At 71.3% G+C, this 23,777-nt stretch carries 22 protein-coding genes and 1 pseudogene; 10 read left to right on the forward strand and 13 right to left on the reverse strand.

Annotated elements, in window-relative coordinates:
• Positions 1–78: 78 nt before the first annotated feature.
• Positions 79–573, reverse strand: coding sequence for a transcriptional regulator NrdR (gene nrdR, locus ABD287_RS03165; protein ID WP_344167891.1), 495 nt, complete (start codon positions 571–573; stop codon positions 79–81).
• A 337-nt stretch (positions 574–910) separates the two neighbouring features.
• Between nrdR and lexA the strand changes: the two genes are divergently transcribed.
• Positions 911–1,684 carry a transcriptional repressor LexA gene (gene lexA / locus ABD287_RS03170; RefSeq protein ID WP_344167894.1) on the forward strand — a complete coding sequence of 258 codons (774 nt, stop codon included), beginning with the start codon at positions 911–913 and terminating at the stop codon, positions 1,682–1,684.
• Positions 1,685–1,732: 48 nt separating this feature from the next.
• Here the strand turns inward: lexA and ABD287_RS03175 are convergent, their stop codons facing one another.
• The gene (locus ABD287_RS03175; protein WP_344167897.1) at positions 1,733–3,106 is read right to left on the reverse strand and encodes an SdiA-regulated/phytase-like domain-containing protein; all 1,374 of its coding nucleotides are present in this window, start codon (positions 3,104–3,106) and stop codon (positions 1,733–1,735) included.
• A 68-nt stretch (positions 3,107–3,174) separates the two neighbouring features.
• Positions 3,175–4,587, reverse strand: coding sequence for a GTPase HflX (gene hflX, locus ABD287_RS03180; protein ID WP_344167900.1), 1,413 nt, complete (start codon positions 4,585–4,587; stop codon positions 3,175–3,177).
• 132 nt (positions 4,588–4,719) lie between these two features.
• Between hflX and ABD287_RS03185 the strand changes: the two are divergent.
• Positions 4,720–6,099, forward strand: a pseudogene (locus ABD287_RS03185) (NAD-dependent malic enzyme); the annotation flags it as partial.
• Positions 6,100–6,175: 76 nt separating this feature from the next.
• On the opposite strand, the gene dapF reads toward ABD287_RS03185, so the two are convergent.
• The 3 genes from dapF to ABD287_RS03200 are packed head-to-tail and all read right to left on the reverse strand — an operon-like array spanning position 6,176 to position 8,746.
• Entirely contained in the window at positions 6,176–7,069 is an 894-nt protein-coding gene (gene dapF, locus ABD287_RS03190) for a diaminopimelate epimerase (protein ID WP_344167903.1), read from the reverse strand.
• Between the two features lie 7 nt (positions 7,070–7,076).
• Positions 7,077–8,021: a tRNA (adenosine(37)-N6)-dimethylallyltransferase MiaA gene (gene miaA, locus ABD287_RS03195; RefSeq protein WP_344167906.1), complete on the reverse strand. Its 945-nt coding sequence runs from the start codon at positions 8,019–8,021 to the stop codon at positions 7,077–7,079.
• On the reverse strand, positions 8,018–8,746 hold the full coding sequence (locus ABD287_RS03200; RefSeq protein ID WP_344167909.1) for a class III extradiol ring-cleavage dioxygenase family protein: 729 nt from the start codon (positions 8,744–8,746) through the stop codon (positions 8,018–8,020). The genes miaA and ABD287_RS03200 overlap by 4 nt, the downstream gene beginning before the upstream one ends.
• A 220-nt stretch (positions 8,747–8,966) precedes the next feature.
• Between ABD287_RS03200 and ABD287_RS03205 the strand changes: the two genes are divergently transcribed.
• Positions 8,967–10,172, forward strand: coding sequence for a DUF349 domain-containing protein (locus tag ABD287_RS03205; RefSeq protein WP_344167912.1), 1,206 nt, complete (start codon positions 8,967–8,969; stop codon positions 10,170–10,172).
• 22 nt (positions 10,173–10,194) lie between these two features.
• On the opposite strand, the gene miaB is transcribed toward ABD287_RS03205, so the two are convergent.
• Complete coding sequence (gene miaB, locus ABD287_RS03210) at positions 10,195–11,730, reverse strand: tRNA (N6-isopentenyl adenosine(37)-C2)-methylthiotransferase MiaB (protein ID WP_344167916.1); 1,536 nt, start codon at positions 11,728–11,730, stop codon at positions 10,195–10,197.
• A gap of 49 nt (positions 11,731–11,779) precedes the next feature.
• Here miaB and ABD287_RS03215 point away from each other — a divergent pair, with 49 nt between their 5' ends.
• From ABD287_RS03215 to ABD287_RS03235, 5 genes are all read left to right on the forward strand, one after another.
• Positions 11,780–11,995, forward strand: coding sequence for a DUF2277 domain-containing protein (locus tag ABD287_RS03215; protein WP_344167919.1), 216 nt, complete (start codon positions 11,780–11,782; stop codon positions 11,993–11,995).
• A 142-nt stretch (positions 11,996–12,137) separates the two neighbouring features.
• Complete coding sequence (locus tag ABD287_RS03220; RefSeq protein WP_344167922.1) at positions 12,138–12,890, forward strand: amino acid ABC transporter ATP-binding protein; 753 nt, start codon at positions 12,138–12,140, stop codon at positions 12,888–12,890.
• A gap of 58 nt (positions 12,891–12,948) precedes the next feature.
• On the forward strand, positions 12,949–13,818 hold the full coding sequence (locus ABD287_RS03225) for a glutamate ABC transporter substrate-binding protein (RefSeq protein WP_344167926.1): 870 nt from the start codon (positions 12,949–12,951) through the stop codon (positions 13,816–13,818).
• Between the two features lie 88 nt (positions 13,819–13,906).
• The gene (locus ABD287_RS03230; protein WP_344167929.1) at positions 13,907–14,581 is read left to right on the forward strand and encodes an amino acid ABC transporter permease; all 675 of its coding nucleotides are present in this window, start codon (positions 13,907–13,909) and stop codon (positions 14,579–14,581) included.
• Positions 14,578–15,429, forward strand: a complete 852-nt coding sequence (locus ABD287_RS03235; RefSeq protein WP_344167932.1) for an amino acid ABC transporter permease — start codon at positions 14,578–14,580, stop codon at positions 15,427–15,429. The genes ABD287_RS03230 and ABD287_RS03235 overlap by 4 nt, the downstream gene beginning before the upstream one ends.
• 12 nt (positions 15,430–15,441) lie before the next feature.
• Here ABD287_RS03235 and rny read toward each other — a convergent pair whose 3' ends face one another.
• The 6 genes from rny to ABD287_RS03265 all read right to left on the reverse strand — a co-directional run bounded on the left by rny (position 15,442) and on the right by ABD287_RS03265 (position 22,214).
• The gene (gene rny / locus ABD287_RS03240; protein ID WP_425565491.1) at positions 15,442–17,169 is read right to left on the reverse strand and encodes a ribonuclease Y; all 1,728 of its coding nucleotides are present in this window, start codon (positions 17,167–17,169) and stop codon (positions 15,442–15,444) included.
• 352 nt (positions 17,170–17,521) lie between these two features.
• On the reverse strand, positions 17,522–18,109 hold the full coding sequence (locus ABD287_RS03245) for a regulatory protein RecX (RefSeq protein ID WP_344167935.1): 588 nt from the start codon (positions 18,107–18,109) through the stop codon (positions 17,522–17,524).
• Between the two features lie 17 nt (positions 18,110–18,126).
• On the reverse strand, positions 18,127–19,176 hold the full coding sequence (gene recA / locus ABD287_RS03250) for a recombinase RecA (RefSeq protein WP_344167938.1): 1,050 nt from the start codon (positions 19,174–19,176) through the stop codon (positions 18,127–18,129).
• A 184-nt stretch (positions 19,177–19,360) separates the two neighbouring features.
• Entirely contained in the window at positions 19,361–19,561 is a 201-nt protein-coding gene (locus ABD287_RS03255; RefSeq protein WP_344167941.1) for a DUF3046 domain-containing protein, read from the reverse strand.
• Entirely contained in the window at positions 19,552–20,850 is a 1,299-nt protein-coding gene (locus ABD287_RS03260) for an MFS transporter (protein WP_344167944.1), read from the reverse strand. The genes ABD287_RS03255 and ABD287_RS03260 overlap by 10 nt, the downstream gene beginning before the upstream one ends.
• Positions 20,851–20,891: 41 nt before the next feature.
• Positions 20,892–22,214 carry an aminotransferase class I/II-fold pyridoxal phosphate-dependent enzyme gene (locus ABD287_RS03265; RefSeq protein WP_344167947.1) on the reverse strand — a complete coding sequence of 441 codons (1,323 nt, stop codon included), beginning with the start codon at positions 22,212–22,214 and terminating at the stop codon, positions 20,892–20,894.
• Positions 22,215–22,283: 69 nt separating this feature from the next.
• On the opposite strand from ABD287_RS03265, the gene ABD287_RS03270 reads away from it, so the two are divergent.
• Together ABD287_RS03270 and ABD287_RS03275 are read left to right on the forward strand one after the other, a co-directional pair.
• Positions 22,284–22,928, forward strand: coding sequence for a pyridoxamine 5'-phosphate oxidase family protein (locus tag ABD287_RS03270; protein ID WP_344167950.1), 645 nt, complete (start codon positions 22,284–22,286; stop codon positions 22,926–22,928).
• A 263-nt stretch (positions 22,929–23,191) separates the two neighbouring features.
• The gene (locus ABD287_RS03275; RefSeq protein ID WP_344167953.1) at positions 23,192–23,683 is read left to right on the forward strand and encodes a GNAT family N-acetyltransferase; all 492 of its coding nucleotides are present in this window, start codon (positions 23,192–23,194) and stop codon (positions 23,681–23,683) included.
• The last annotated feature ends 94 nt before the right edge of the window (positions 23,684–23,777 follow it).

Raw genomic sequence — 23,777 nt, forward strand, 5'->3', positions numbered from 1 at the left:
TGCCTTCCCCGGCCAAAATTCCCCCTTGGCTGCCCGCGGCCCGCTCGCCGCGTGGTGGTGATGGTGGTTGGAGTGGTTCTAGGAGGTGCGGCCACCGGCCGGCTGGCGTCCGGTTTCGGCTCTGGCGACGGCGGCGGCCCGCAGCGTCGCGATCTCGTGCTCAAAGTCCGTCAGCGACTCGAACGACCGGTAGACGCTGGCGAACCGCAGGTAGGCCACCTCGTCAAGGTCGCGTAGCGGGCCCAGAATGGCCAGGCCCACCTCGTTGCTGGGGATCTCGGCGGTGCCCCGGGCCCGGATCGACTCCTCGACCTTCTGGGCCAGCACGGCCAGATCGTCGTCGTCGACCGGCCGGCCCTGGCACGCCTTGCGGACCCCGCTGATCACCTTGGCCCGGCTGAACGGCTCGGTCACCCCGCTGCGCTTGACCACCGCGAGGATGGCCTCCTCGACCGTGGTGAACCGCTTGCCGCATTCGGGGCAGGAGCGGCGGCGGCGGATCAACTGGCCGTCGTCCACCTCACGGGAGTCGACGACCCTGGAGTCGGAAAACCGACAGTACGGACACCGCACGCTGTTCTCCGTTCCTTGGCCGACCGGCCGACACGCTACCCTGTCCCTACGAGCTATCCCCCGCCGGGACCCAACAGGTAGGCGAGTTACATGGCTGCAACTACTACATGTGGGGGTGACGGTAAACCTCACCGAGGGCGCTGTGCAAGTCGACACGGCGTTCGACACGCCGGGCTATCCAGGTCTCACCCTGGGCGCCGCACCGGCCCGCTCGCGGTGGTCGGGCCCAGCGCGCCCGGTTCGTCGTACACATGTTTGAAAAGCCCCGCTCGGCCAGCTACGGTCACCAATGACGTTTCGCGTACAGAAGCGGCGGCGGCGACGGAGGGATCGGGACGTGGGCGACAGCGAACGAGGCGACGCCGACCGGAGCGGTGCCGACCGTGGCGGCCGGGCCGCCCGCCCGCCAGCCCGCGCCGGCCGCCGAGCAGCGCGCGCCCTCGCCAGCCCTCGTCCGCTCGCCGCGGTCGGCGGGGAGGCGCTCGCTGACCTCACCGGACGGCAGCAGCGCATCCTGGAGACCATCCGCGACTGGGTGGACCGACGCGGCTACCCACCGAGCGTCCGGGAGATCGGCGAGGCCGTCGGGCTGGTGTCGCCGTCCAGCGTTGCCTATCAGCTCAAGGAGCTGGAGCGCAAAGGCTACCTCCGGCGCGATGCCAATCGGCCACGCGCCGTCGACGTCCGGCTTCCGGACACCCGTGTCGCCGAGCCCGCCGACACCATGGGTCCGCCGACTCCCGCCTTCGTGCCGCTGCTGGGCCGGATCGCAGCCGGGGCCCCGATTCTCGCCGAGCAGTCGCAGGAGGACGTCTTCCCGCTGCCGCGTGAGCTGGTCGGCGAGGGCGACCTGTTCGTGCTCCAGGTGCACGGCGACTCGATGATCGAAGCCGCGATCTGCGACGGTGACTGGGTGGTGGTGCGCCAGCAGCCCAACGCGGACTCAGGCGACATCGTCGCCGCCATGATCGACGGCGAGGCCACCGTCAAGACCTACCGGCCGAGGGACGGCCGGGTCTGGCTGATGCCGGCGAACTCCGCCTACGAGCCGATCGCCGGCGACGAGGCTCGCATCCTGGGGCGGGTCGTCACCGTCCTGCGTCGGATCTGACCAGCCCGAAACTGGTAGCGCCGCACCAGCTTCGCCTGGGCCGCCGCGTCAGCGGCGGCCACCGTCAGCGGTGACGTCGCGGTCGGGCTTCGCCGTCATCGGCTTGCCGTAGACCCCGCCACGCGTGCGGCCACCGGCTGAACCCCCGGTGGCACCCGCCTTGCCCGACGGCCAGACGCCAGCGGCGTCCTCAGGCGGCACCGGCGATGGCGTCGACGTGGCTCTCGTCGCCGGTGTGCCCGACGCCTGCCCCTTCTTCCGGCCGGCGCCGGACCTCCCGGCCCGGGCCGGCCCTGCCGGACGCGGCACCGTCGGTTCGGCGGCTGCGGCGCGGCGGGACCGGACGATGCCGACTACGCCCAGCGCCACCAACACCAGGCCGACCCCGCCGACAGCGCTCACCAGCGTCGTCAGGTCGCTCAGACTCAAGGTCGACAGGATCGACCGCTCGTCGCCAGCAGGCTTCGCCGCTGGCGGGGCTGTCGCCAGGACCGTCGCCTGGTCGTAGGCGCGCAACACCGGGTCGACGCCCGGCGACTGCGCTGTCTCCGACACCGTCACGAACCTGGCGCCATCAGGGCTGTAGCTGATCGCTTCGCCCCAGGGCTCGTCGGGCAGCGGGGTGACCCTTGGCCTACCGGTGGTCAGCGCCTTCACGAGGTCGCCGTCGGGCACATCGAACTCGAAGGCGTCGGCGTAGCTGCGCAGCGCCACCCGGTTGCCGTCCGGAGCGCTGGCGGCGCCGGTGACGGTGATCCGACCGATCATGCCCAGCGGGTTGCTGGTGTTGGTGCGCGGCAGGTCAAGCTGACCCACCTGGACCAGCGGCGTCTCCTGGCCCTTCACCAGCGGCCCCGCGGCGCGGTAGATCAGCGCCTTGGCGCCCTTCGTGATGAGGTGCGGCGTACCGTCCTTGGCGATGAGGAGGGCCTCGGCGTCCCGGGCGCCGTCGGGGTACCGCAGCCGGAAGATCTCTGGGCGCTTGCCGCCGGTGACAGGCATCCGCCACAACGCGACCCGGTCGCGGTCGGCGGTGTTGTCGCCGGTGTCGGCGATCCACAGCGTCTTGCCGTCCGGTGAGAGAGCCAGGTCCTCCGGGTCACGGGGTTCGCTGGCGAACGGAACAGCATCGATGACCTTGCACTTGCGGTCGAGGAGGAAGACCCGCTTGCGCTCCTCAAGATCACTGCCGTCGTTGACCGCGACGTACCCGCTGGCGGTGGCGACCAGCCCGGACAGTTCGACGGTGCGCTCGTCGTTGATGGCGCACAACTTCGTGCCCGCCTCCGCGACAGCGGCCAGGCCCGCGCCAGCGACCGCGGGAGCACCCGCGAATGATCCGGCTGCCGCTGCGACCAGCGTGGCGGCGACGGCGACAGCGACCCTGGCGCCGGTCGTGATCAGATGAGGCACTGAGCGCATTCGGTCAGTGTCGCACGTCACCCGATTGGCGCCGCGCCCCGACGCGGCGTGCCGGGGCGCGGCCAAAATCAGTCGCGATACGGCGCCAACGCCGCCGCCAAGCCCTCGCCGACCCGGGCATGCAGCCAGGTGCCGGACTCGGTGTGCCGGGACGCGACGATCTCCCCGTTGGCGTGCACCTGGGCGACCAGATCGCCCCGGTCGTACGGGATCGTCAGCTCCAGCTCCACCGGCGGCGGGGGCAGCAGCCGGTCGATGGCCTCCCGCAGCTCAGCGGCGCCGGCGCCGGTACGGGCGGAGACGAACACCGCATCCGGCCACAGCGTCTTGAGCCGTTGCAACGTCTCCGGGTCGGCCGCGTCGGTCTTGTTGATGACGAGCAGCTCCGGCAGCGCCCCGGCGTCGACGTCGGCGAGCACCTCGTGGACGGCACGGACCTGCTCCTCCGGGTCCGGATGCGAACCATCGACGACGTGCAGGACCAGATCCGCCGCGGCGACCTCTTCAAGGGTGGACCGGAACGCCTCCACAATCTGGTGCGGCAGGTGTCGTACGAAACCGACCGTGTCGGAGAGCAGGTACCAACGGCCGTCGGTGGTCTGCGCCCGGCGGGTGGTGGGATCCAGGGTGGCGAACAGCGCGTTCTCCACCAGTACGCCGGCGCCGGTGATCCGGTTCAGCAGGCTCGACTTGCCGGCGTTGGTGTAGCCGGCGATCGCTACCGTCGGTTGGGCGTTACGGGACCGGTTGGCGCGTTTGGTCAGCCGGACGGTCTTCATGCCCTTGATCTCGCGGCGCAGCCGTGAGATCCGCTGGTTGATCCGTCGCCGGTCGGTCTCCAGTTTCGTCTCACCGGGGCCGCGGGTGCCGACGCCGCCACCGGAGCCGCCGGCGCCGCCGCCCTGCCGGGAGAGGCTCTCGCCCCAGCCGCGCAGCCGCGGCAGCAGGTACTGGAGCTGGGCCAGCTCGACCTGGGCCTTGCCCTCTCGGCTCTTGGCGTGCTGGGCGAAGATGTCCAGGATCAGCGCGGTGCGGTCGACCACCTTGACCTTGACGGCCTGTTCCAGGTTCCGCAGCTGCGAGGGCGAGAGCTCGCCGTCGCAGATGACGGTGTCGGCGCCGGTGTCATCGACGACGGCGCGCAGCTCTTCGACCTTGCCCCGGCCGACATAGGTGGAGGAGTCCGGGCGGCTGCGGCGCTGGATGACGCCTTCGAGGACCTGCGAGCCGGCAGTCTCGGCGAGCGCCGCCAGCTCGGTGAGGGAGTTCTCGGCGTCGGTGATGCTGCCGTCGGCCCAGACCCCGACGAGCACCACACGTTCGAGGCGCAGCTTCCGGTACTCGACCTCGGTGACATCGGTGAGTTCGGTGGACAGACCGGCCACTCGACGCAGGGCGTGCCGTTCGGCCAGCTCCAGGTCGCCACCGGTGAGCTCGAGCTGCTCGGCGAACTCGGGCGCGGGATCCGTACGGTTTCGCAAATTCGCTCCAGGAGTGTGGGCGTTCAGGAGGATTCAATCGTCGCACGCCTTGTCGGGGCGCCGCACCTGGCTTTCCGACGCCGCGGATACGGCACGCGGGTCGATGGAACGCGGGGAGTACAAATGAGCACTATGACCAGCCGCCTGCCGAGCGCCGGATTCTCTATCACCATCCGGGCAAGTGTGACCTCTGACAGCTCCGCCATCGGCCGCCTGACCACCTGCGTGGGCGAGTCGGGCGCGATCGTGACCGCCCTTGACGTGGTCGACTCGGACCATGTGAGCGTGATCGTCGACATCACCTGCGACACAGCTGACTCGGGCCACGCCGACCAGGTGGTCGCCGCGATCAACGATCTGGAGGGGGTGCAGGTCCGGAAAGTTTCCGACCGGACGTTCCTGCTGCACCTCGGCGGCAAGATCGAGGTCAACCCGAAGGTGTCCCTGCGGAACCGGGATGAGCTGTCGCGGGCTTACACCCCCGGGGTGGCCCGGGTGTGTCTGGCGATCGCCGAGAATCCCGCTGACGCCCGTCGACTCACGATCAAGCGGAACACGGTCGCGGTGGTCACCGACGGGTCGGCGGTGCTGGGGCTGGGCAACATCGGGCCGGCGGCGTCACTGCCGGTGATGGAGGGCAAGGCGGCGCTGTTCAAGCGCTTCGGCGGCGTCGACGCGTGGCCGGTGGTGCTGGACACCCAGGACACCGACCAGATCGTGGAGATCGTCCGGGCGATCGCGCCGGCGTACGGGGGGATCAACCTGGAGGACATTGCGGCGCCGCGCTGCTTCGAGATCGAGGCGCGGCTGCGCGACCTTCTCGACATCCCGGTTTTCCACGATGACCAGCACGGCACCGCGATCTGCGTGCTGGCGGCGTTGACGAACGCGCTGCGGGTGGTCGGCAAGCGGATGTCCGATGTGAAGGTGGTCGTGTCCGGCGCGGGCGCCGCCGGCACGGCGATCATGAAGCTGCTGTTGCGCCAGGGCGTCGGCGACGTCATCGCGTACGACCGCCGGGGGGCGCTGCACCGCAAGATGGAGGATCTGAGCCCGTCCTGGCAGTGGTTGGCCGACAACACCAACCGCGACGGCTACGAGGGTGATCTGCCGGGGGCGCTGCGCGGCGCGGACGTGTTCATAGGGGTCAGCGCCCCGAATCTGTTGACCGGCGACGACATCGCCGCGATGGCCGAGGACGCGATCGTGTTCGCGTTGGCGAACCCGGACCCCGAGGTCGACCCTCGGGAGGCGCGCAAGCACGCCAAGGTCGTCGCCACCGGCCGTTCCGACCAGCCGAACCAGATCAACAACGTGCTGGCGTTCCCGGGGGTGTTCCGGGGGATGCTCGACGCGCACGCCGAGGAGTTCACCGAGGAGATGGCGCTGGCGGCGGCCACCGCGATCGCGGACGTGGTGGGCGAGGAGAAGCTCAACCCGTCGGTGATCGTGCCCAGTGTGTTCGACGCCCGGGTCGCGCCAGCGGTCGCGGCGGCGGTACGGGCGGCGGCCCCCAAGCGCTGACCAGTCGGCGTTGGCGGCGGCCTCGGCTGCCAGCGCCGCGGCGTCTGAGGCGGTCGCGATGGCGTCAACCCAGGTGGACGACCCCGGCGGCGACGATGACCGCCGGCCCGGCGAGCCAGCACGCCTCGTCGGCGACGGTGACGGTGAGCCGGCCGCCTGGCACATGGACCGCGACGACGCCGGTGTCGCGGCCGGTGTCGGCGAGCGCCGCCGCGGCCACCGCGCACGCCCCGGAGCCGCAGGACAAGGTCTCGCCGACGCCGCGTTCGTGCACCCGCATCCGCACGGACAGGTCGGCGCCGTCGACCGGCTCGGCAGCCGCGACAAACTCGACGTTCGCCCCGGTCGGGAAGGTCTCCGGGTCGAGGGTGGGCGCGGCGGTCAGGTCGAGCACGGCGGGGTCCTCGGCGTCGGGCAGCGCGCAGACCAGGTGCGGGTTGCCGCAGTCGACGGCGACGCCGTCCAGCTCGCGACCGGCGACGGCGGCGGTGGCCGGACCGCCGAGGCGCGGCGGGGCCAGGCCGGCAGCCAGGCCGGCAGCATCGTCGCGCACCGGGACGACCCCGGAACGGGTCGCGACCCTGAGGTCGCCCGACGGCCAGCCGACCAGGCCGGATTCGATGAGGTAGCGGGCGAAGACGCGCACACCGTTGCCGCACATCTCGGCCTGGGTGCCGTCGGCGTTCCAGTAGTCCATGAACCATTCGGCCTCGCCGGCCATGGCGACGGCGTCCGGGTGTTTGGCCGAGCGCACGACCCGCAGCAGGCCGTCGCCGCCGATGCCTCGCCGGCGGTCGCACAGCGCGGCCACCTGCGCCGCGGTCAGCGGCAGGGCGCCATCGGGATCGGGCAGGATAACGAAGTCGTTCCCGGCGCCGTGCCCCTTCGCGAACGGGACGCCGTCGATGCCGATGACGCCGTCGGTTCCCTTGCCTTCGGCGACGCTGTGCTGGCCCATGGCCACATCATCGCCCAACGGGGCCAGGGACCGCACCTGTCCGGTCGGCCAACGCGGCGAGCGCCGCCTCAGCGAGGTCGGCGCGGGCCGCGTCCAGCCATACGATGGCCTGGTCGCGTCGGAACCAGGACCGTTGCCGGCGCACGAAGCGCCGGGTGGCCCGGACGGTCTCGTCCCGGGCGGCGTCCTCGTCGTGCTCCCCGGCAAACGCCGCCAGGAGCTGCTGGTAGCCCAGCGCCCGGCTGGCGGTGCGGCCATCGCGCAGGCCCCGGGCCACCAGCGTCCGTACCTCCTCGACCAGGCCCGCTCGCCACATGAGGTCGACCCGCGCGGCGACCCGTTCGTCCAGCTCGGCCGGGTCGCGGTCGACGCCGATGATCGTCGACGGGTAGACGGGCGCCGGATCGGGGAGGCTGGCGGCGAAGGGCCGGCCGGTGATGGCGATGACTTCGAGGGCCCGCACGATCCGTCGCCCGTTGCTGGGCAGGATCGCCGCGGCGGCCGCCCGGTCCTGTTCGGTCAGGCGGGCGTGCAGCGCCGCGGGGCCGATCTGGGTCAGCTCGGCCTCCAGCGCGGCGCGGACCTGCGGATCGGTGCCGGGGAACCGGAAGTCCTCCAGCACGGCCCGCAGGTACAGGCCGGTGCCGCCGACCAGCAGCGGGGTCCGGCCGCGGGCGTGGATGTCGTCGACGGCGGTCCGGGCCAGACGCTGGTACTCGGCGACGCTGGCGCGCTCGGTGACGTCCCAGATGTCGAGCAGGTGGTGTGGGACGCCTCGGCGCTCGGCCGGCGACAGCTTGGCGGTGCCGATGTCCATGCCCCGGTAGAGCTGCATGGAGTCGACGTTGACGACTTCGCCGTCGAGGGCCTCGGCGAGCCGCAGGCTCAGCTCAGACTTGCCGGCGGCCGTGGGGCCGACCACCGCGATCACCCGTTGCCGCGGCGTGCTCATGCCTGCTGCCAGTCGGCGACCAGGTAGCCCACGCCGTAGGGGGCCTCGTGGCGGCGGAGCCGGCCGGACCAGCGCCGGTCGTCGAGCAGCGCCCCGGCGACCCGCCAGACGAGGACGCCAGCGGCCAGGACCCGGCGGCCGGTGGGCGGGTCGAGGTCGCGGAGCGCCGCCGCGTCGCCGGTGGACATCGCGGCGGCGACGGCGGCGTCGAAGCCGGCGGCGTCCGGGTGGGCGTAGCCGGGGGCCTTCTCGCCGTGGCAGGCGGCGCCATCGCCCATGACCAGCAACGCCACCCGGCCGCCCAGCGAGGTCAGGTCGGCGGCGAGCGTGGGCGCGGGTTCGCCGTCGGCGACCGCGACGGCGTAGGCGGGGACGCCGACGGCGGCGCGGTCGAGGAGCCAGGCGCCGATGGTCAGGCTCAACGGCAACGGATGGGCAGCCGGCCGGCCGCCCGACCGACGACCGTTCGGGGCGGCCACAGTGGCTCCGGGCAGCGGCCCGGGGACCCCGTACGCAGCGAGCGAGCCGCACGCCGCGGACCCGTGCCAGCCGTTCGCCGGACCGGCGCCGAGAATGATCACCGCGTCCGGGGCGGCGCCGGCGAGCGCGGCCACCGCGTCCAGGCAGGCGGCGCGCAGGTCGGCCAGCTCCGCCGCGGCGCCGGCCGCGACCTCGGGCACGAGCACGGGCGGATGCGGGCAGAACGCGACGCTGACGACAGGCACCCGACCACGGTAACGGCCGTCCGTTCGGGGGCTGCGCGAGCGTTCGACGACACCGTATGGTCACGGTCGCCGACGGGCCCGTTCCATCGGGGTAGACCGGCCTGTGACAATGCGATACGACACGAACTGAATCTGCGCGATGGCGGCGACGCCGCGCGACCGCCGCGAGGGGGACACTCGTCGCGGGCGGCGCGGACTGCCGGGAAGACGAGGAACACACATGAACGACTGGACGAGCTTCGGTCGGGTCGACGCTGACGGCACTGTCTACGTCGTGACCGGCGAAGGCGAACGGGTCGTCGGATCGTGGCAGGCCGGAACACCCGAGGAGGGCCTGGCCCACTACGCGCGCCGCTTCGCCGACCTGGTCACCGAGGTCGACCTCGTCGCCGCCCGGCTCAAGGCAGGTGGCGACGCCCAGCAGGCGCAGGCGACGGTGAAACGACTACGGGACTCCCTCCCCGAGGCGCACGTCGTCGGCGACATCGACGGGCTGGCCAGGCGGCTGGACAAACTCGCCACCGACGCCGAGGAGAAGGCCAGCGCCGTCCGCGCCGCCCGCGACGCCGCCCGGGTCGAAGCGGTCGCCCGAAAGAACGCGCTGGTGGAGGAGGCCGAGAAGCTCGCCGCCGAGTCCACCGGCTGGAAAGCCGCCGGGGACCGTCTCAAGGAGATCCTCGACGAGTGGAAGTCCATCCGTGGGGTCGACAAGAAGACCGACGGTGAGCTGTGGAAGCGGTTCTCGACGGCCCGTGACGGCTTCACCCGTCGTCGTGGCGCGCACTTCGCCAGCCTGGACACCCAGCGCAAGCAGGCGCAGACAGCCAAGGAGACCCTGGTCACCGAGGCTGAGTCGCTGGCCGGCAGCGAGGACTGGGCGCCGACGGCCAACCGGCTCAAGGAGCTGATGGCGGAGTGGAAGGCGGCGCCGCGCGCCGCCAAGGACGCCGAGCAGCGGCTGTGGGACCGGTTCCGGGCCGCCCAGGACGCGTTCTTCAGCCGTCGCAGCGAGGTGTTCTCGGCCCGCGACGCCGAGCAGAAGAGCAGTCTGGAGGCCAAGCAGGCCCTGCTGGCGCGCGCCGAGGGGTTGGACATCGCCGCGGACCCGCAGACCGCGCACAAGGAGCTTCGGGAGATCCAGGGCCTGTGGCACGACGCCGGCCGGGTGCCGCGCGAGCACATGGTGTCGCTGGACCGTCGCTTCCGCGCGGTGGAGGACAAGATCCGTCAGGCGATGGACACCGCGTGGCGTCGGGTCGCCCCGCAGGACAACCCGCTGTTGGCGCAGATGCGCGAGCAGGTGGCCGAGGCCGAACAGCGGCTGGAGCGGGCCAGGGCCGCCGGTGACGCCAAGCGCGTCAAGGAGGCCGAGAAGGCGCTGGAGGGCAAACGCCAGTTTCTGGCGCTGGCGGAGAAGGCCAGCTGACGTCGTAGCGCTTCGGTGGTGGTCAGCCGACGCAGCCGCCCGCTACCGGCGGCGGCGTCGGCTGACCGATCGTCGGCATACCCAACGCTACGCCGGGCAGCTTCGGGGCGTGGCCGGCCGCGAACGCGTCGCCGGCGCGGGTGCGCCGGTGTGACAGCGGGGCGCCGTCGCAGTTGAGGTGGTGCGGGGCCGCGTAGGTGACTTCGGTGGTGACGACGTCGCCGGGGCGGATCGACGCGGCGATGTCGCCGGCGTTGAAGTGGACCAGCCGGCCGTCGCGGGCCCGCCCCGACATCCGGCCGGTGCGTTCGTCCTTGCGGCCCTCCCCCACGGCGACCAGGACCTCGACCGTACGTCCGAGCTGTTTGCTGTTCTCCGCCCAGGTGATCGCCTCAAGCTCGGCGAGGAGCCGCTCGTACCGGTCCTGGACGACGGCCTTGGGGATCTGGTCGTCCATGGTGGCCGCCGGGGTGCCGGGCCGGATCGAGTACTGGAACGTGAACGCCGTGGCGAACCGGGCCTGACGGACGACCTCCAGGGTGCCCTGGAAGTCGTCCTCGGTCTCGCCGGGGAAGCCGACGATGATGTCGGTGGTGATCGCCGCGTCCGGCATCGCCGCCCGGACCTTGTCGATGATGCCCAGGTAACGCTCGGTGCGGTAGCTGCGCCGCATCGCCTTGAGGACGGCGTCCGAGCCGGACTGCAACGGCATGTGCAGCTGGTGGCACACGTTGGGCGTCTCGGCCATCGCGGCGATGACGTCGTCGGTGAAGTCCTTGGGGTGCGGGCTGGTGAAACGGACCCGCTCCAGATCATCGATGTCGCCGCAGGCCCGCAGCAGCTTGCCGAACGCGAGCCGGTCGCCGAACTCGGCCCCGTAGGAGTTGACGTTCTGACCCAGCAGGGTGACCTCGAGGACGCCTTCGGCGACCAGCGCCCGCACCTCGGCGAGCACGTCCCCGGGTCGGCGGTCCTTCTCCTTGCCGCGCAGCGCCGGCACGATGCAGAAGGTGCAGGTGTTGTTGCAGCCGACCGAGATCGACACCCAGCCCGCGTAGGTGGACTCGCGCCGGGTCGGCAGGGTCGAGGGGAAGACCTCCAACGATTCGAGGATCTCCACCTCGGCGGCGGCGTTGTGCCGTGAGCGGTCCAGCAGCGCCGGCAGGGCGCCGATGTTGTGGGTGCCGAACACCACGTCCACCCAGGGGGCCCGCTTGACGATCTCGCCCCGGTCCTTCTGGGCCAGGCAGCCGCCGACCGCGATCTGCATGTCCGGGTTTCTGAGCTTCGTCGGGCGCAGGTGACCGAGGTTGCCGTAGAGGCGGTTGTCGGCGTTCTCGCGCACCGCGCAGGTGTTGAAGACGACGACGTCAGGGTCGACGCCGTCGGACACTCGACGGTAGCCCGCGCCCTCCAGAAGGCCGGAGATCCGTTCGGTGTCGTGCATGTTCATCTGGCAGCCGTAGGTGCGCACCTGGTAGGTGCGGCCGGCCTGGTCGACGGGGCTGCCGTCGACGGCGGGGCTGCTGTCGCTGGGGGCGGGGGCTGCGATAGTCATGTCAGCGAGAAGGTTATCCGCCCCGGGTAGCCCAGTGGAGGGGGCAGTCATGTGCCGCAGCATCAAGACGCTTCGTGAGCCCTACACCGCCGACGTCACCGACGCCGACATCGCCGCCGCCGCGCTCCAGTACGTGCGCAAGATCTCCGGTTTCCGGCAGCCGGCGGCGCACAACGCCGAGGCGTTCGAGCAGGCGGTGGCGGCCGTCGCGGCGGCCACCGCGACACTGCTGGGGCGGTTGGAGGTACGCGGCGGCCAGAGGTGACACTGCTTGACCCGGTATGACAACGTGCCAGCAGGGGCACGGGGAGCGCGTTACCGGGCCGTGACCTGCCAGAGGACGCGGCCGGGCACATGCCCGCCTAAAGTGACCTGCGAATCGGCGACGATCACGGAAGCGGTGAGCCATGGCAAGCGCGGACGAGGCGCCACTGATCGTGCTCGAGGGCGTGAACAAGTGGTTCGGGTCCCTGCACGTGCTGCGCGACGTCGACCTGTCGATCAGCCGCGGCGAGGTGATCGTCGTGATCGGCCCGTCCGGCTCCGGCAAGTCGACCCTGTGCCGGGCGATCAACCGGCTGGAGACCATCGACAAGGGCCGGATCGTCTTCGACGGCCAGCCGCTGCCGGCCGAGGGCCGTGCCCTGGCCCGGCTGCGCAGCGATGTGGGCATGGTGTTCCAGTCGTTCAACCTGTTCGCGCACAAGACGATTGTGCAGAACGTGTCTCTGGGGCCGGTCAAGGTCCGCGGGGAGTCCCCGGCCGCGGCCAGGGAGCACGCGATGGCGCTGCTCGACCGGGTGGGCATCGCCGACCAGGCCGCCAAGTACCCGGCCCAGCTGTCCGGCGGCCAGCAGCAGCGGGCCGCGATCGCCCGCGCCCTGGCGATGCGCCCCAAGGCGATGCTGTTCGACGAGCCCACCAGCGCCCTGGACCCGGAGATGGTCGGCGAGGTGCTGGAGGTCATGACCTCGCTGGCCGGCGAGGGAATGACGATGGTCGTGGTCACCCACGAGATGGGTTTCGCCCGACACGCCGCGCACCGGGTGGTCTTCATGGCGGACGGTCAGCTCGTCGAACAGGCGCCGCCGACGGAGTTCTTCGCCAATCCGCGCAGCGACCGCGCCAAGGACTTCCTGTCCAAGATCCTCACTCACTAAGCCACTGGGGTAACGGGCGCCGCGGACCGACGTGGCGGCCCACCACGAAGGAGAGAACATGCGTATCACCCGACTCGCGGCCGTCGCCGCGATCGCATCGCTGGCCATGGGCATGACCGCCTGCGGTGGGGACTCCAACTCCGACTCCGGCGGGGACAGCGGCGCGACCAAGGGCATCATCGACAAGGCCGCCACGGAAAAGAAGCTCGTCGTCGGTGTGAAGGCCGACCAGCCGGGCCTGGGTCTGCAGACCGGCGCCGAGTACGAGGGCTTCGACATCGAGATCGCCAAGATCATCGGCAAGGGCCTGGGCCTGGAGCCCACCGCGCTGGAGTGGAAGACTACCGTGTCGGCCAACCGCGAGCCGTTCATTGAGCAGGGCCAGGTCGACCTCGTCGTCGCCACCTACACGATCACCGACCAGCGCAAGCAGAAGGTCAACTTCGGCGGTCCGTACTACATGGCCGGGCAGGACCTGCTCGTCGCCGCCGACAACACCACCATCACCGGCCCGGACACCCTCGCCGGCAAGCGGGTCTGCTCGGTGGCGGGCTCCACACCCGCGCAGCGGATCAAGGACGAGTACAAGGACGCCAAGCTCACCGAGCTGGACGCCTACTCCAAGTGCATCGCCCTGCTGGCGAACAAGAAGATCGACGCCGTCACCACCGACGACATCATCCTCGCCGGCTACGCCGCGCAGCCGCAGAACGCCGGCAAGTTCAAGATCGTCGGTAAGCCGTTCAGCGAGGAGCCGTACGGCATCGGCCTGGCCAAGGCCGACAAGGCCGGCTGCGAGAAGGTGAACGAGATCCTCAAGGCCGCAGCCGCCGACGGCTCCTACGCCAAGGCGTGGGACGACACCCTCGGCAAGAGCGGCAAGCCCGCCCCGCAGCTGGACACCACGAAGCTCACCAACTGCGCCTGAGCGTGACACCGGGTCAGGCGACGTGGTTTGTCGCCTGACCCGGCACGTCCCGCGAGTACCGACGGACCCGCAAGGAGCAGGAGCCCCCGTGGATGTGTTCGCCGATCCGGACAACCGGCAGCTGTTGCTCACCGGGTTCGCCTGGATCCTCAAACTCACCGGCGCCTCGGCCGTCATCTCGCTGCTGGTGGGCGTCCTGCTCGCCGCCATGCGGGTCTCGCCGGTGCCGGTGCTGCGCTGGTTCGGCGCCGGCTGGGTCAACGTCTTCCGGAACACCCCGCTCACGCTCGTCATCTACTTCTGCTACTTCGGTCTCTTCAGCACCCTGGGCCTGGACCTCGCCGACGACCTCGACCTCAACACCTACTGGCTGGGCGTCATCGGCCTGTCCACCTACACCGCCGCGTTCGTCTGCGAAGCCATCCGCTCAGGCATCAACACCGTCCCCACCGGACAGGCCGAAGCCGCCCGCGCCATCGGGCTGACCTTCCTACAGACCCTGTGGCTGGTGGTGCTCCCCCAGGCCGGCCGGGCCGTCGTCGCCCCGCTCGGCAGCGTGCTCATCGCCCTGACCAAGAACGCCACCATCGTCGGCACCATCGGCCTCGCCGAGGCCGCCAACGCGATGAAGACGCTCATCAACAACAACGGCGACGAGGTCATCACCATCTTCCTGGTCTTCGCCGGCGTCTTCGTCGCGCTGCTCGTGCCGACCGGGTACCTGTTCAACTGGCTCAGCAACCGATTGGCGGCACGGCGATGAGCAGCGTCCTCTACGACCACCCCGGACCGCGCGCCCGCGTCCGCAACAGCGCCCTCACCGTCGTATTCGGCGTCGCCCTCGCCGGTCTGTTCTGGTGGCTCTACCGCGAGTTCGACAACGCCGGCCAGTGGGCGCCGGCGCTGTGGAAGCCGTTCCTGGACGCCGACACCTGGAACAACTTCATCTTGCCCGGCCTGTGGGGCACCCTGTCGGCTGCCGCGACCGGCATGGTGCTGGCGCTCGCCTTCGGCATCATCTTCGCCGTCGCCCGGCTCTCCGAACGCCGCTGGATCGGCATCCCCGCCGGCGCGATCATCGAGTTCTGCCGCGCGGTGCCGCTGCTGCTGATGATCTTCTTCTTGTTCTACGGACTGCCGTTCCTCATCGACGGGCCCGTCTCCGCCTACTGGGCGGTGGTCATCGGACTCACCCTCTACAACGGCTCCGTGCTCGCCGAGGCGTTCCGGTCCGGCATCCGCTCCCTGCCCGCCGGCCAGTCCGAAGCCGCGTACGCGATCGGGCTCAACAAGGCGCAGGTCATGCGGCACATTCTGGTGCCTCAGGCCGCGCGGGCCATGCTCCCGGTCATCATCAGCCAGCTCGTCGTCCTGCTCAAGGACACCGCGCTGGGCTACATCATCGCCTACCCGGAGCTGATTCAGCTCGGCGTCAACGTCCTGAGCGCCAACTACGTCAACGTCATGGCCGCCGCCATCGTCATCGCCGCCATCTACATCGTCATCAACAGCACGCTCACCGGCCTCGCGCACTGGCTGGACCGCCGGCTCATGCGCACCGGACAACCATCGGTCACCGGCAAGGTCGCCACCGAGCCCGCCGGCGACTGACCGGCGGGCGGGTCAGCGGGCGATCTCGGTGACGCGGGACTCGCGCACCACCGTCACCCGGATCTGACCCGGGTAGGTCAGCTCCTCCTCGATCTGCTTGGCCACGTCCCGGGCCAGCATCGAGGACGTCAGCTCGTCCACCTCGTCCGGACGCACCATCACCCGGATCTCCCGACCCGCCTGCATCGCGAAGACCTTCTCCACCCCGGGCTTGCCGGCGGCGATCTCCTCGATCCGTTCCAGCCGCTGCACGTACGCCTCAAGGCTCTCCCGACGCGCCCCCGGGCGCCCCCCGGAGCAGGAGTCGCTGGCCTGGGTCAGCACCGCCTCGACCGTCCGGGGCGCCACCTCGTTGTGGTGGGCCTCGATCGCGTGCGCGACCTCCTCGGACTCACCGAACCGCCGGGCCACCTCGGCGCCGACGATCGCGTGTGACCCTTCCGCCTCGTGCGTCAACGCCTTGCCGATGTCGTGCAGGAACGCGCACCGCTTGATCAGCTTCGGCGCCAGCCGCAGCTCGGCGGCCATCACTCCGGCGATGTGCGCGGACTCCACCAGATGCTTGAGCACGTTCTGGCCGTAGCTGGTGCGGTATCGCAGCCGGCCCAGCAACTTCACCAGCTCCGGGTGGATGTCGCCGATGCCCACCTCGAGCAGCGCGTCCTCAGCCGCCCGCCGGCACAGCACCTCGACCTCCTGCTGCGCCGCGACGTACACCTCCTCGATGCGGTGCGGGTGGATCCGGCCGTCGAGAACCAGCTTCTCCAGGGTCAACCGACCCACCTCACGGCGGACCGGATCGAAACACGACAACAACACCGCTTCCGGGGTGTCATCGATGATCAGGTTCACGCCGGTGACCGACTCGAAGGCGCGGATGTTGCGGCCCTCGCGTCCGATGATCCGGCCTTTCATGTCATCGCCCGGCAGCGGGAGCACGCTGACCACGCTCTCCGCGGTCTGCTCGCTGGCAACCCGCTGGATCGCCTCGACGACCACCGCCCGGGCCCGTGACTCCGCCTCGTCGCGGGCCAGGGCCTCAATCTGCCTGGCCGACACCGCTGCGTCCCGCCGCGCCTGCGCCTCGATCGAGGCGACCAGCTCCGCGCGAGCCTGGTCCACCGACAGACCGGCGACACGCGCCAGCTCTTGACCCACCCGGGCCCGCGCGTCGACCAGCTCGGCACCCTGCCTGGTCAGGTCGGCGTCCCGCGCCGCGAACTCGTCCTCGGCGACGGTCAACCGCCGATCCCGTTGGGCCAGCCGCTCGGCCTCCTCGGCGTTGAGGCTCTCACGGCGTTCCAGCCGCTCGGACCGCCGCTCCACCTCCGCCAGCTGCTCCCGGGCGGCATCGGTGACCTGTGCCAGCTCCCGCTCCGCGCTCCGCCTCGCTGACTGACGCGCCTGCTCGGCGTCCTGCTCGGCCTGCCGGAACGCGCGTTCCCGGATCGTGTCCGCCTCGGCGCGGGCGGTGTCCAACGCCCGCTGCGCCTCGACCCGGGCGGTGTCGAGGACCCGCTGCGCCGCGGCGCGGGCGGCGCTGACCGCGATGTCCGCGGCGACCACGCCATCGGCCTGACCCGGGACCGCTGCCGCGCCGGGACCGCCGACGGCGCCCGTCGGCGTCGGGTCAGGGCGAGCGTTCGCGCGCACGGCACGCGTCACCCCGACCGCGCCGAGGAGCATGGCCAGGGCGAGCACCCCGATCCCCCCCAACAACGCCATCTCCACTGCGGTCACCTGCGGCCTCCTTCACCGATGTGAGCTGGCCGCAGCGCGGCACAGCCCGGATCCTCGGATACTCCGACCGGATGACGACAGCCCTGAGCCCGGCAAACGGCCGTTCTTTCCTTCGCTGGCGCTGCCCGCGACGACGCTCAGGTCATCGCGGGTGGCACGCCGGCAGGCCGTGGCGCGGAGCAAGCTCGGTGCTGGGTGACGGGAAGGTCTATGTGCGTCAACGCAGGTGTGGGCGTTCTCCTAGGTACCGCGAGGCTAGGACCCGAGCCTCGCTTCGGTCAAGAACACACGATCCATACCGTTGTAGGACTGTCCGGACCAAACGCCCTCGACTGGCGCTCCGACGGGTGGCTCAGTCGACCCATTCCGCCGGATCCAGGTCCTCGATGGCCGCGTCCCGGTCCGCGAGCGCCTCTTTGACGACAGCGAACGCCACCGATGCCGGGTAACCCTTTCGAGCGAGCATCCCCACCAGGCGGCGGAACAGACTCTGGGCGTCACCGCGCGCGCTGCGGAGCTTGCGATCCACCAACGCGCGGGCGGTAGCAGCTTCAGTGCCCGGGTCCAACTCGTCCAGGGCGGCCGCGGCGCAGTCGTCGTCGACGCCACGTTGGCGCAGCTCGCTGGCGAGCGCGCGCCGCGACAGGCCCTTGCCGTGGTGTCGGCTGGTCACCCACGCCTGTGCGAACGCCTCGTCGTCGATGAGGCCCACCTCGGTGTAGCGGTCGAGGATCTGGGCGATGACCTCATCAGGTATCTCGTTGCGGCGTAGCGCGGTCGTCAACTCGGCACGGGTGCGCGGCCGCACCGCGAGCTGCCGCAGGCAGATCTCACGGGCGTGCTCGGCCGGTTCACGGTCGCCGGCCGGCTGAGCGGCGGCGCGGGGCGGGGCCGCGTCCCAGCCCCTCCCCGCGCGTGCGCCTCGTCGACGACCTGCCATGTCTGTGATCAGCCGACTCAGAAGTCGACGGGAGGTTGCGCGAGGCCACCGGCCTCATCGCTGCCGGCGCCCACGCCGACGCCGAGCTTCTCGAAGATCTTCTTCTCGATCTCGCTGGCGATGTCCGGGTTCTCCTTGAGGAACTTGCGCGAGTTCTCCTTGCCCTGGCCGAGTTGCTCACCCTCGTAGGTGTACCAGGCGCCGGACTTGCGGATGATGTTCTGCTCCACGCCGACATCGATGAGCGAGCCCTCGCGGGAGATGCCCCGGCCGTAGAGGATGTCGAACTCAGCCTGTTTGAACGGCGCCGCGCACTTGTTCTTGACGACCTTGACGCGGGTGCGGTTGCCCACCACGTCGGTGCCGTCCTTGAGGGCCTCGATCCGTCGGATGTCGAGCCGGACCGACGAGTAGAACTTCAGCGCCCGCCCGCCCGTCGTCGTCTCCGGCGAGCCGAACATGACGCCGATCTTCTCCCGGAGCTGGTTGATGAAGATGCAGGTGGTGCCGGTGGTGCTGAGCACTCCGGTGATCTTCCGGAGCGCCTGGCTCATCAGCCGGGCCTGGAGGCCGACGTGGCTGTCGCCCATCTCGCCCTCGATCTCGGCGCGCGGCACGAGGGCTGCCACCGAGTCGATGACGATGATGTCGACAGCGCCGGAGCGGATGAGCATGTCCGCGATCTCCAGCGCCTGCTCGCCGGTGTCCGGCTGCGAGACCAGCATCGCGTCGGTGTCGACCCCGAGCGCTTTAGCGTAGTCCGGGTCGAGCGCATGCTCGGCGTCGATGAAGGCGGCGATGCCGCCAGCCTTCTGGGCGTTCGCGACCGCGTGCAGGGCGACCGTGGTCTTACCGCTGCTCTCCGGCCCGTACACCTCGATGACCCGGCCCCGGGGCAGACCGCCGATGCCGAGCGCGACATCGAGCGCGATGGAGCCGGTGGGAATCACCGAGGTCTCCACGACCGGGCGATCGCCGAGGCGCATCACCGAGCCCTTGCCGAACTGCTTGTCGATCTGGGCGAGCGCCAGATCCAGCGCCCGCGTGCGGTCTGGCCCTGTGGCCATGGCTGCCATCCCTGAGTTCGCCGATTTAGCCGGTCGTTTCGTCGTCACGCGCCACACCGTAGGCGGTGGGTCCGACAGCGGCCACCGGCGGTGGCCCGACCTGTGGACAAGCGCGTCGCTGTGGACAATAACCGAACAGGTGTTCGAGGAGTAGTCGAACCCGTGAAATGCGCGTCGGCGCAGCTCAGCGCAGCCGGCCGGGGACCCGGTCAGGGTAGGCGGCCACGACCGCGCGCCACACCGTGACGGCGGGCACCCCGGCGTCGAGAGCGGCGACGATGGTCCGCCCGTCGAGCTGGGGCAGGACCTGGTCGGCGGCGACGCTGGCGGCGTACTCGGGTCCGAAGGTCCGGTCAAGCCGGTCCCACAGGTCTGTCAACCGCACGCGCACTCCTTGTCGGCGGGGACGGGGGCGGACCGGTCGGTCCGCGCCGCGACGAGGGCCAGCGCCGCCAACGGCAGCGTGGCGCTGCCCGCGGCGGCCGCCAGCACGTCGTACCCGGGGCCGGCGACCACGAAGCCGCTGACCGCCCCGGCGCTGGCGCCGGCAAGCCCCATGACCAGGTCGGACAGGCCCTGGGCGGCGGCCCGTTGGGCGATGGGCACCGATTCGGTGAGCAGCGTCGACCCCGCCACCATGGTGCCCGACCAACCGAGTCCGAGCAGCACCAGGCCGACCGTCAGCCAGGTGGTGTCGTGCCCGGCGGTGGCCGCGAAGGCGCAGCCGGCCGCCAGGGTGAGCGCCCCGCCGGCGATGACCGGGCGGCGCCCCGCCCGGTCGGTGAGCCAGCCGACGACGGGCGAGAGCGCGTACATGCCGGCGATGTGGGCGCTGATGACGATGCCGACGATGCGCAGCAGCTCCGCTTCGGAGTGGTGGTGTTCGCCGAGGTGCACCGGCGTCATCGCCATGACGCCGACCATGACAAGGTGGCCGACGGCGACGGCGGTCACGGCGAGTTTGGCCTCCGGATGGGCCAGGATGGTGCGGGCGGCCAGCCGCAGGCTGCCGCGCTGGCTCGGGGACGCCGGCTGGTCGGCGAGCATACGGGCGGTGAGCAGGGGGTCGGGTCGCAGGAAGGCGAACAGGAGCGCGCCGGCGAGCAGGAAGGCCAGGGCGCTGACGACGAACGGCCCGGTGAGGGCGGCCAGGCCATGCCCGGCGACAGCGCCGTCGGCGTAGGGAGCCAGGTGCGGCGCGGCGACGGAGCCGATGGTGGTGGCCCAGACGATGAGGGACAGCTGCCGGCCCCGGCGGGGCGCGGCGGCGAGGTCGACGGCGGCGTACCTGGCCTGGAGGTTGGCGGTGGTCCCGCCGCCGAACAGCAGGAGCCCGACGAACAGCAGCGGCACGTTTCCGGTGGTCGCGGCGATGACGACCAGGACGCTGCCCGACGCGCCGAGGGTGTAGACGAGCACCAGGCCGGGGCGTCGCCCCCGGGCCTGGATGATCCGGGTCGCGGGGATGGCGAGCAGGGCGCCGCCCACGACGGCCGCGCTCTGGGCGAGCCCGGACAGGCCGGTGCCGACGATCCGGGCTGTGAGCAGGGCGCCGACGGAGATGCCGATGGCGACGCCGGTTCCGCCGATGATCTGGGTGGCGAACAGCAGCAACAGAGTGCGGCGCTGGACGCCGGTGGCTCCCGGCCGGCTGGGCGCGATGGTGCTCGTCATGTGTCCTCCACCCGGGGAAAAAGGGCGATCCTAGCCGGGCGTCACCGGGTCGAGCCGCCGGCCGGACCACGCAGCGCCGCGGCAACGGCATCGGCGAACGTCGCGATGTCGCCGGGTTCGAGCGGGCTGACAGTGACCCGGATGCCGGCGGGGCTGGCGGTACGGTGCCGGGCGCCGGGCGCGACGGCGTAGCCGTGGTCACGCAGGCCGGCGACGGCAGCAGTCTCGTCGGGGACCGGAATCCAGACGTTGATGCCGGTGCGGCCGTGGGCGGCGACGCCCCGGTCGGCAAGCGCCGCGACGAGGGCGAGCCGGCGGTGGGCGTAGCTGTCGCGGGCGGTGGTGAGCGTGGCGGTGACGTCCGGGTCGGTCCAGAGCGCCAGGACGAGTCGTTGCAGGAGGGTGGAGACCCAACCAGCGGTGATCCGGAGGCGACCATCGACGCGGGCGACGGTGTCGGGGTCGCCGGTGACGACGGCCAGGCGCAGGTCGGGGCCGTAGGGCTTGCTGACCGAGCGGACGAACGCCCAACGCCCGGTGGCGCCGGCCACCACGGACAGCGGCTCGTGGGCCAGTTCGGCGGCGTGGTCGTCCTCGATGGTGAGCAGGTCGGGGTGGGCGCGCAGGAGCGCGGCGAGGGCGCGGGCCCGGTCGGCGGTGACGGCGCCGCCGGTGGGGTTCTGGGCACGGCTGGTGATGATGACGGCGCTGGGCCGGTTGGTCAGCGCGCGGCGCAGACCGTCCGCGGTGGGTCCGGCGTCGTCGACGGGGAGGCTGACCGGACGCAGGCCGTGGGCGGCGAGCAGGTCGAGCAGGTTGGCCCAGCCAGGGTCCTCGACGGCGACCCTGTCGCCGGGGCGCAGGTGGGCGGCCAGGATGCGGTCGATGCCGTCGAGGGCGCCGTTGGTGATGGCGATCTGGCCGTCGGGGAGGCCGTCGGCGCGCAGGCGCTCGCGGGCGGCGGTGACGAGCGCTGGCAGCGGACCGCCGTCGCGGTAGGTGACGGGATGGTCGACCAGGGTGGCCAGGGCCGTGGCGTAGCCGGGCAGTAGTCGGGGGTCGGGATCGCCGACGGACAGGTCGGTGACGCCGGCCGGGGCGGCGGCCAGGGCGCTGTGGTGGGTGACCGGCGGCCGGGGGCGGACCCGGGTGCCGTTGCGGCCGGCGGTCTCGATGATGCCGCGTTGCCGCAGGTCCTGGTAGGCCTTGGCGACGGTGCCCGGGGCGACGCCGAGGTCGGCGGCGAGCGCCCGCACCGCGGGCAGCGCGGTGCCGGCAGGCAGGGCCCCGGTGTGGACGCCGGTCTCGATGCTGGCGACGAGGGCGGCAGCGCTCGCCCCAGTGATCTGATAATGTCTCGACACAATCTGAAAATTGTACCAGAACAAAAAAAATCGGTCACCGCTACAGCCGGTCAACGCCGAGGAGCCCCGATGCCGACCTACCAGCCCGCCGTCGCCACCACGCCCCACCGTAACCGCGACCGGGTCGGCTACGACCGCGCCACCGTCCACGCCATCCTCGACGAAGCCTGGTTCTGCCACCTCGCGTTCGTCGTCGACGGGCGGCCGGCGAGCCTGCCACTCATGCACGCGCGCCTCGGCGAGGACATCTACGTCCACGGGTCCACCGGCAGCGGTCCCCTGCTGGCAGCCAGGCAGGACGGCGGCATGCCCGTCTGCCTCAACGTCGCCCTCCTCGACGGGCTCGTCTACGCGCGCTCGCACTTCCACCACAGCGCCAACTACCGGGCCGTCGTGGCGCATGGAATGGCCGAGGTCGTCACCGACCCAGCGGAGAAGGCACGCGCGCTGAGCGCGTTCGTCGAGAAACTGGGCGCCGGCCGGGCCGCCGACAGCCGCCCACCCTCGGAGCGGGAAAGCGCCCAGACCGGGCTGCTGCGGCTGCGCCTCGACCAGGTCTCCTGCAAGATCCGCTCAGGGGGCGTCAACGACGACCCCGACGACCACGGACTGCCGCACTGGGCCGGAGTGGTCCCGATGCAGCTCGTCGCCGGGACGCCGACGCCCGACGTCAACGTCGTCGGGAGCCCGCCGGAATATCTGCCCAGGCGCTGAGACGCTCCGTCCGCGACCGGCGGCAGGGCCCGGTTGAAGCCGGTGCCCGGTCGGCGGTGACGGCCTCGACAACGCTGAGGCGGGTCGTGCTCAGGTGTTGGGCACGTCGTACGGGTTGAACAGCTGCAACTGCATCGTCGGGAACTTGGCCCAGGCGGCGTCGAGGTGACCGCCGGGACGCCGAGCCGGTGCGCCACGGCGGCAAGATATCGTCGGCGCTGCTCGGACCGACCAGGACAGTGGATACGCAGTAGGGTGTTGCGGTGCTGCTACGCAATTTCGAGGAACGGGACTGGGTCGGCGTCTGGCAAATCATCCGCGACGTCGTTCAGGAGCAGGAGACCTTCCCGTATGACCCGGCGATGACCGAGGATCAGGCCAGATCCATATGGATCGAGTCGCCGCCCGGACGCACGATCGTGGCCGTCGAGGACGGCGGCGGCAAGGTGCTCGGCACCGCCAAGACGGGCCCGAACCGTCCCGGTCCCGGCGCACACGTGTCCACCGCGAGCTTCATGGTGAGCGCCACGGCGCGCGGCCGTGGCGTCGGCACGGCGCTATGCCGCGACGCGCTGGACTGGGCCAAGAGCGGCGAATACGTCGGGATGCAGTTCAACGCGGTCGTCGAGTCGAACGAGATCGCGGTGCGGCTCTACCGACGGCACGGCTTCGAAGTCCTCAGCACCGTCCCGCGCGCGTTCATCCACCCGAAGCTGGGCCCGGTGGGCCTGCACCTGATGTACAACGAATTCTGACCAGGAGCGGCCCGGATCGCTCCGAGCGTCGAGCCCGATGCCGGCCAGCAGCTCGTTGCGATCTTCGTCGGCGGCGTACCGCCCCGCTGCAGCG

This window comes from Pilimelia columellifera subsp. columellifera (assembly GCF_039532605.1).
GTDB classification, from domain to species: Bacteria; Actinomycetota; Actinomycetes; order Mycobacteriales; family Micromonosporaceae; genus Pilimelia; species Pilimelia columellifera.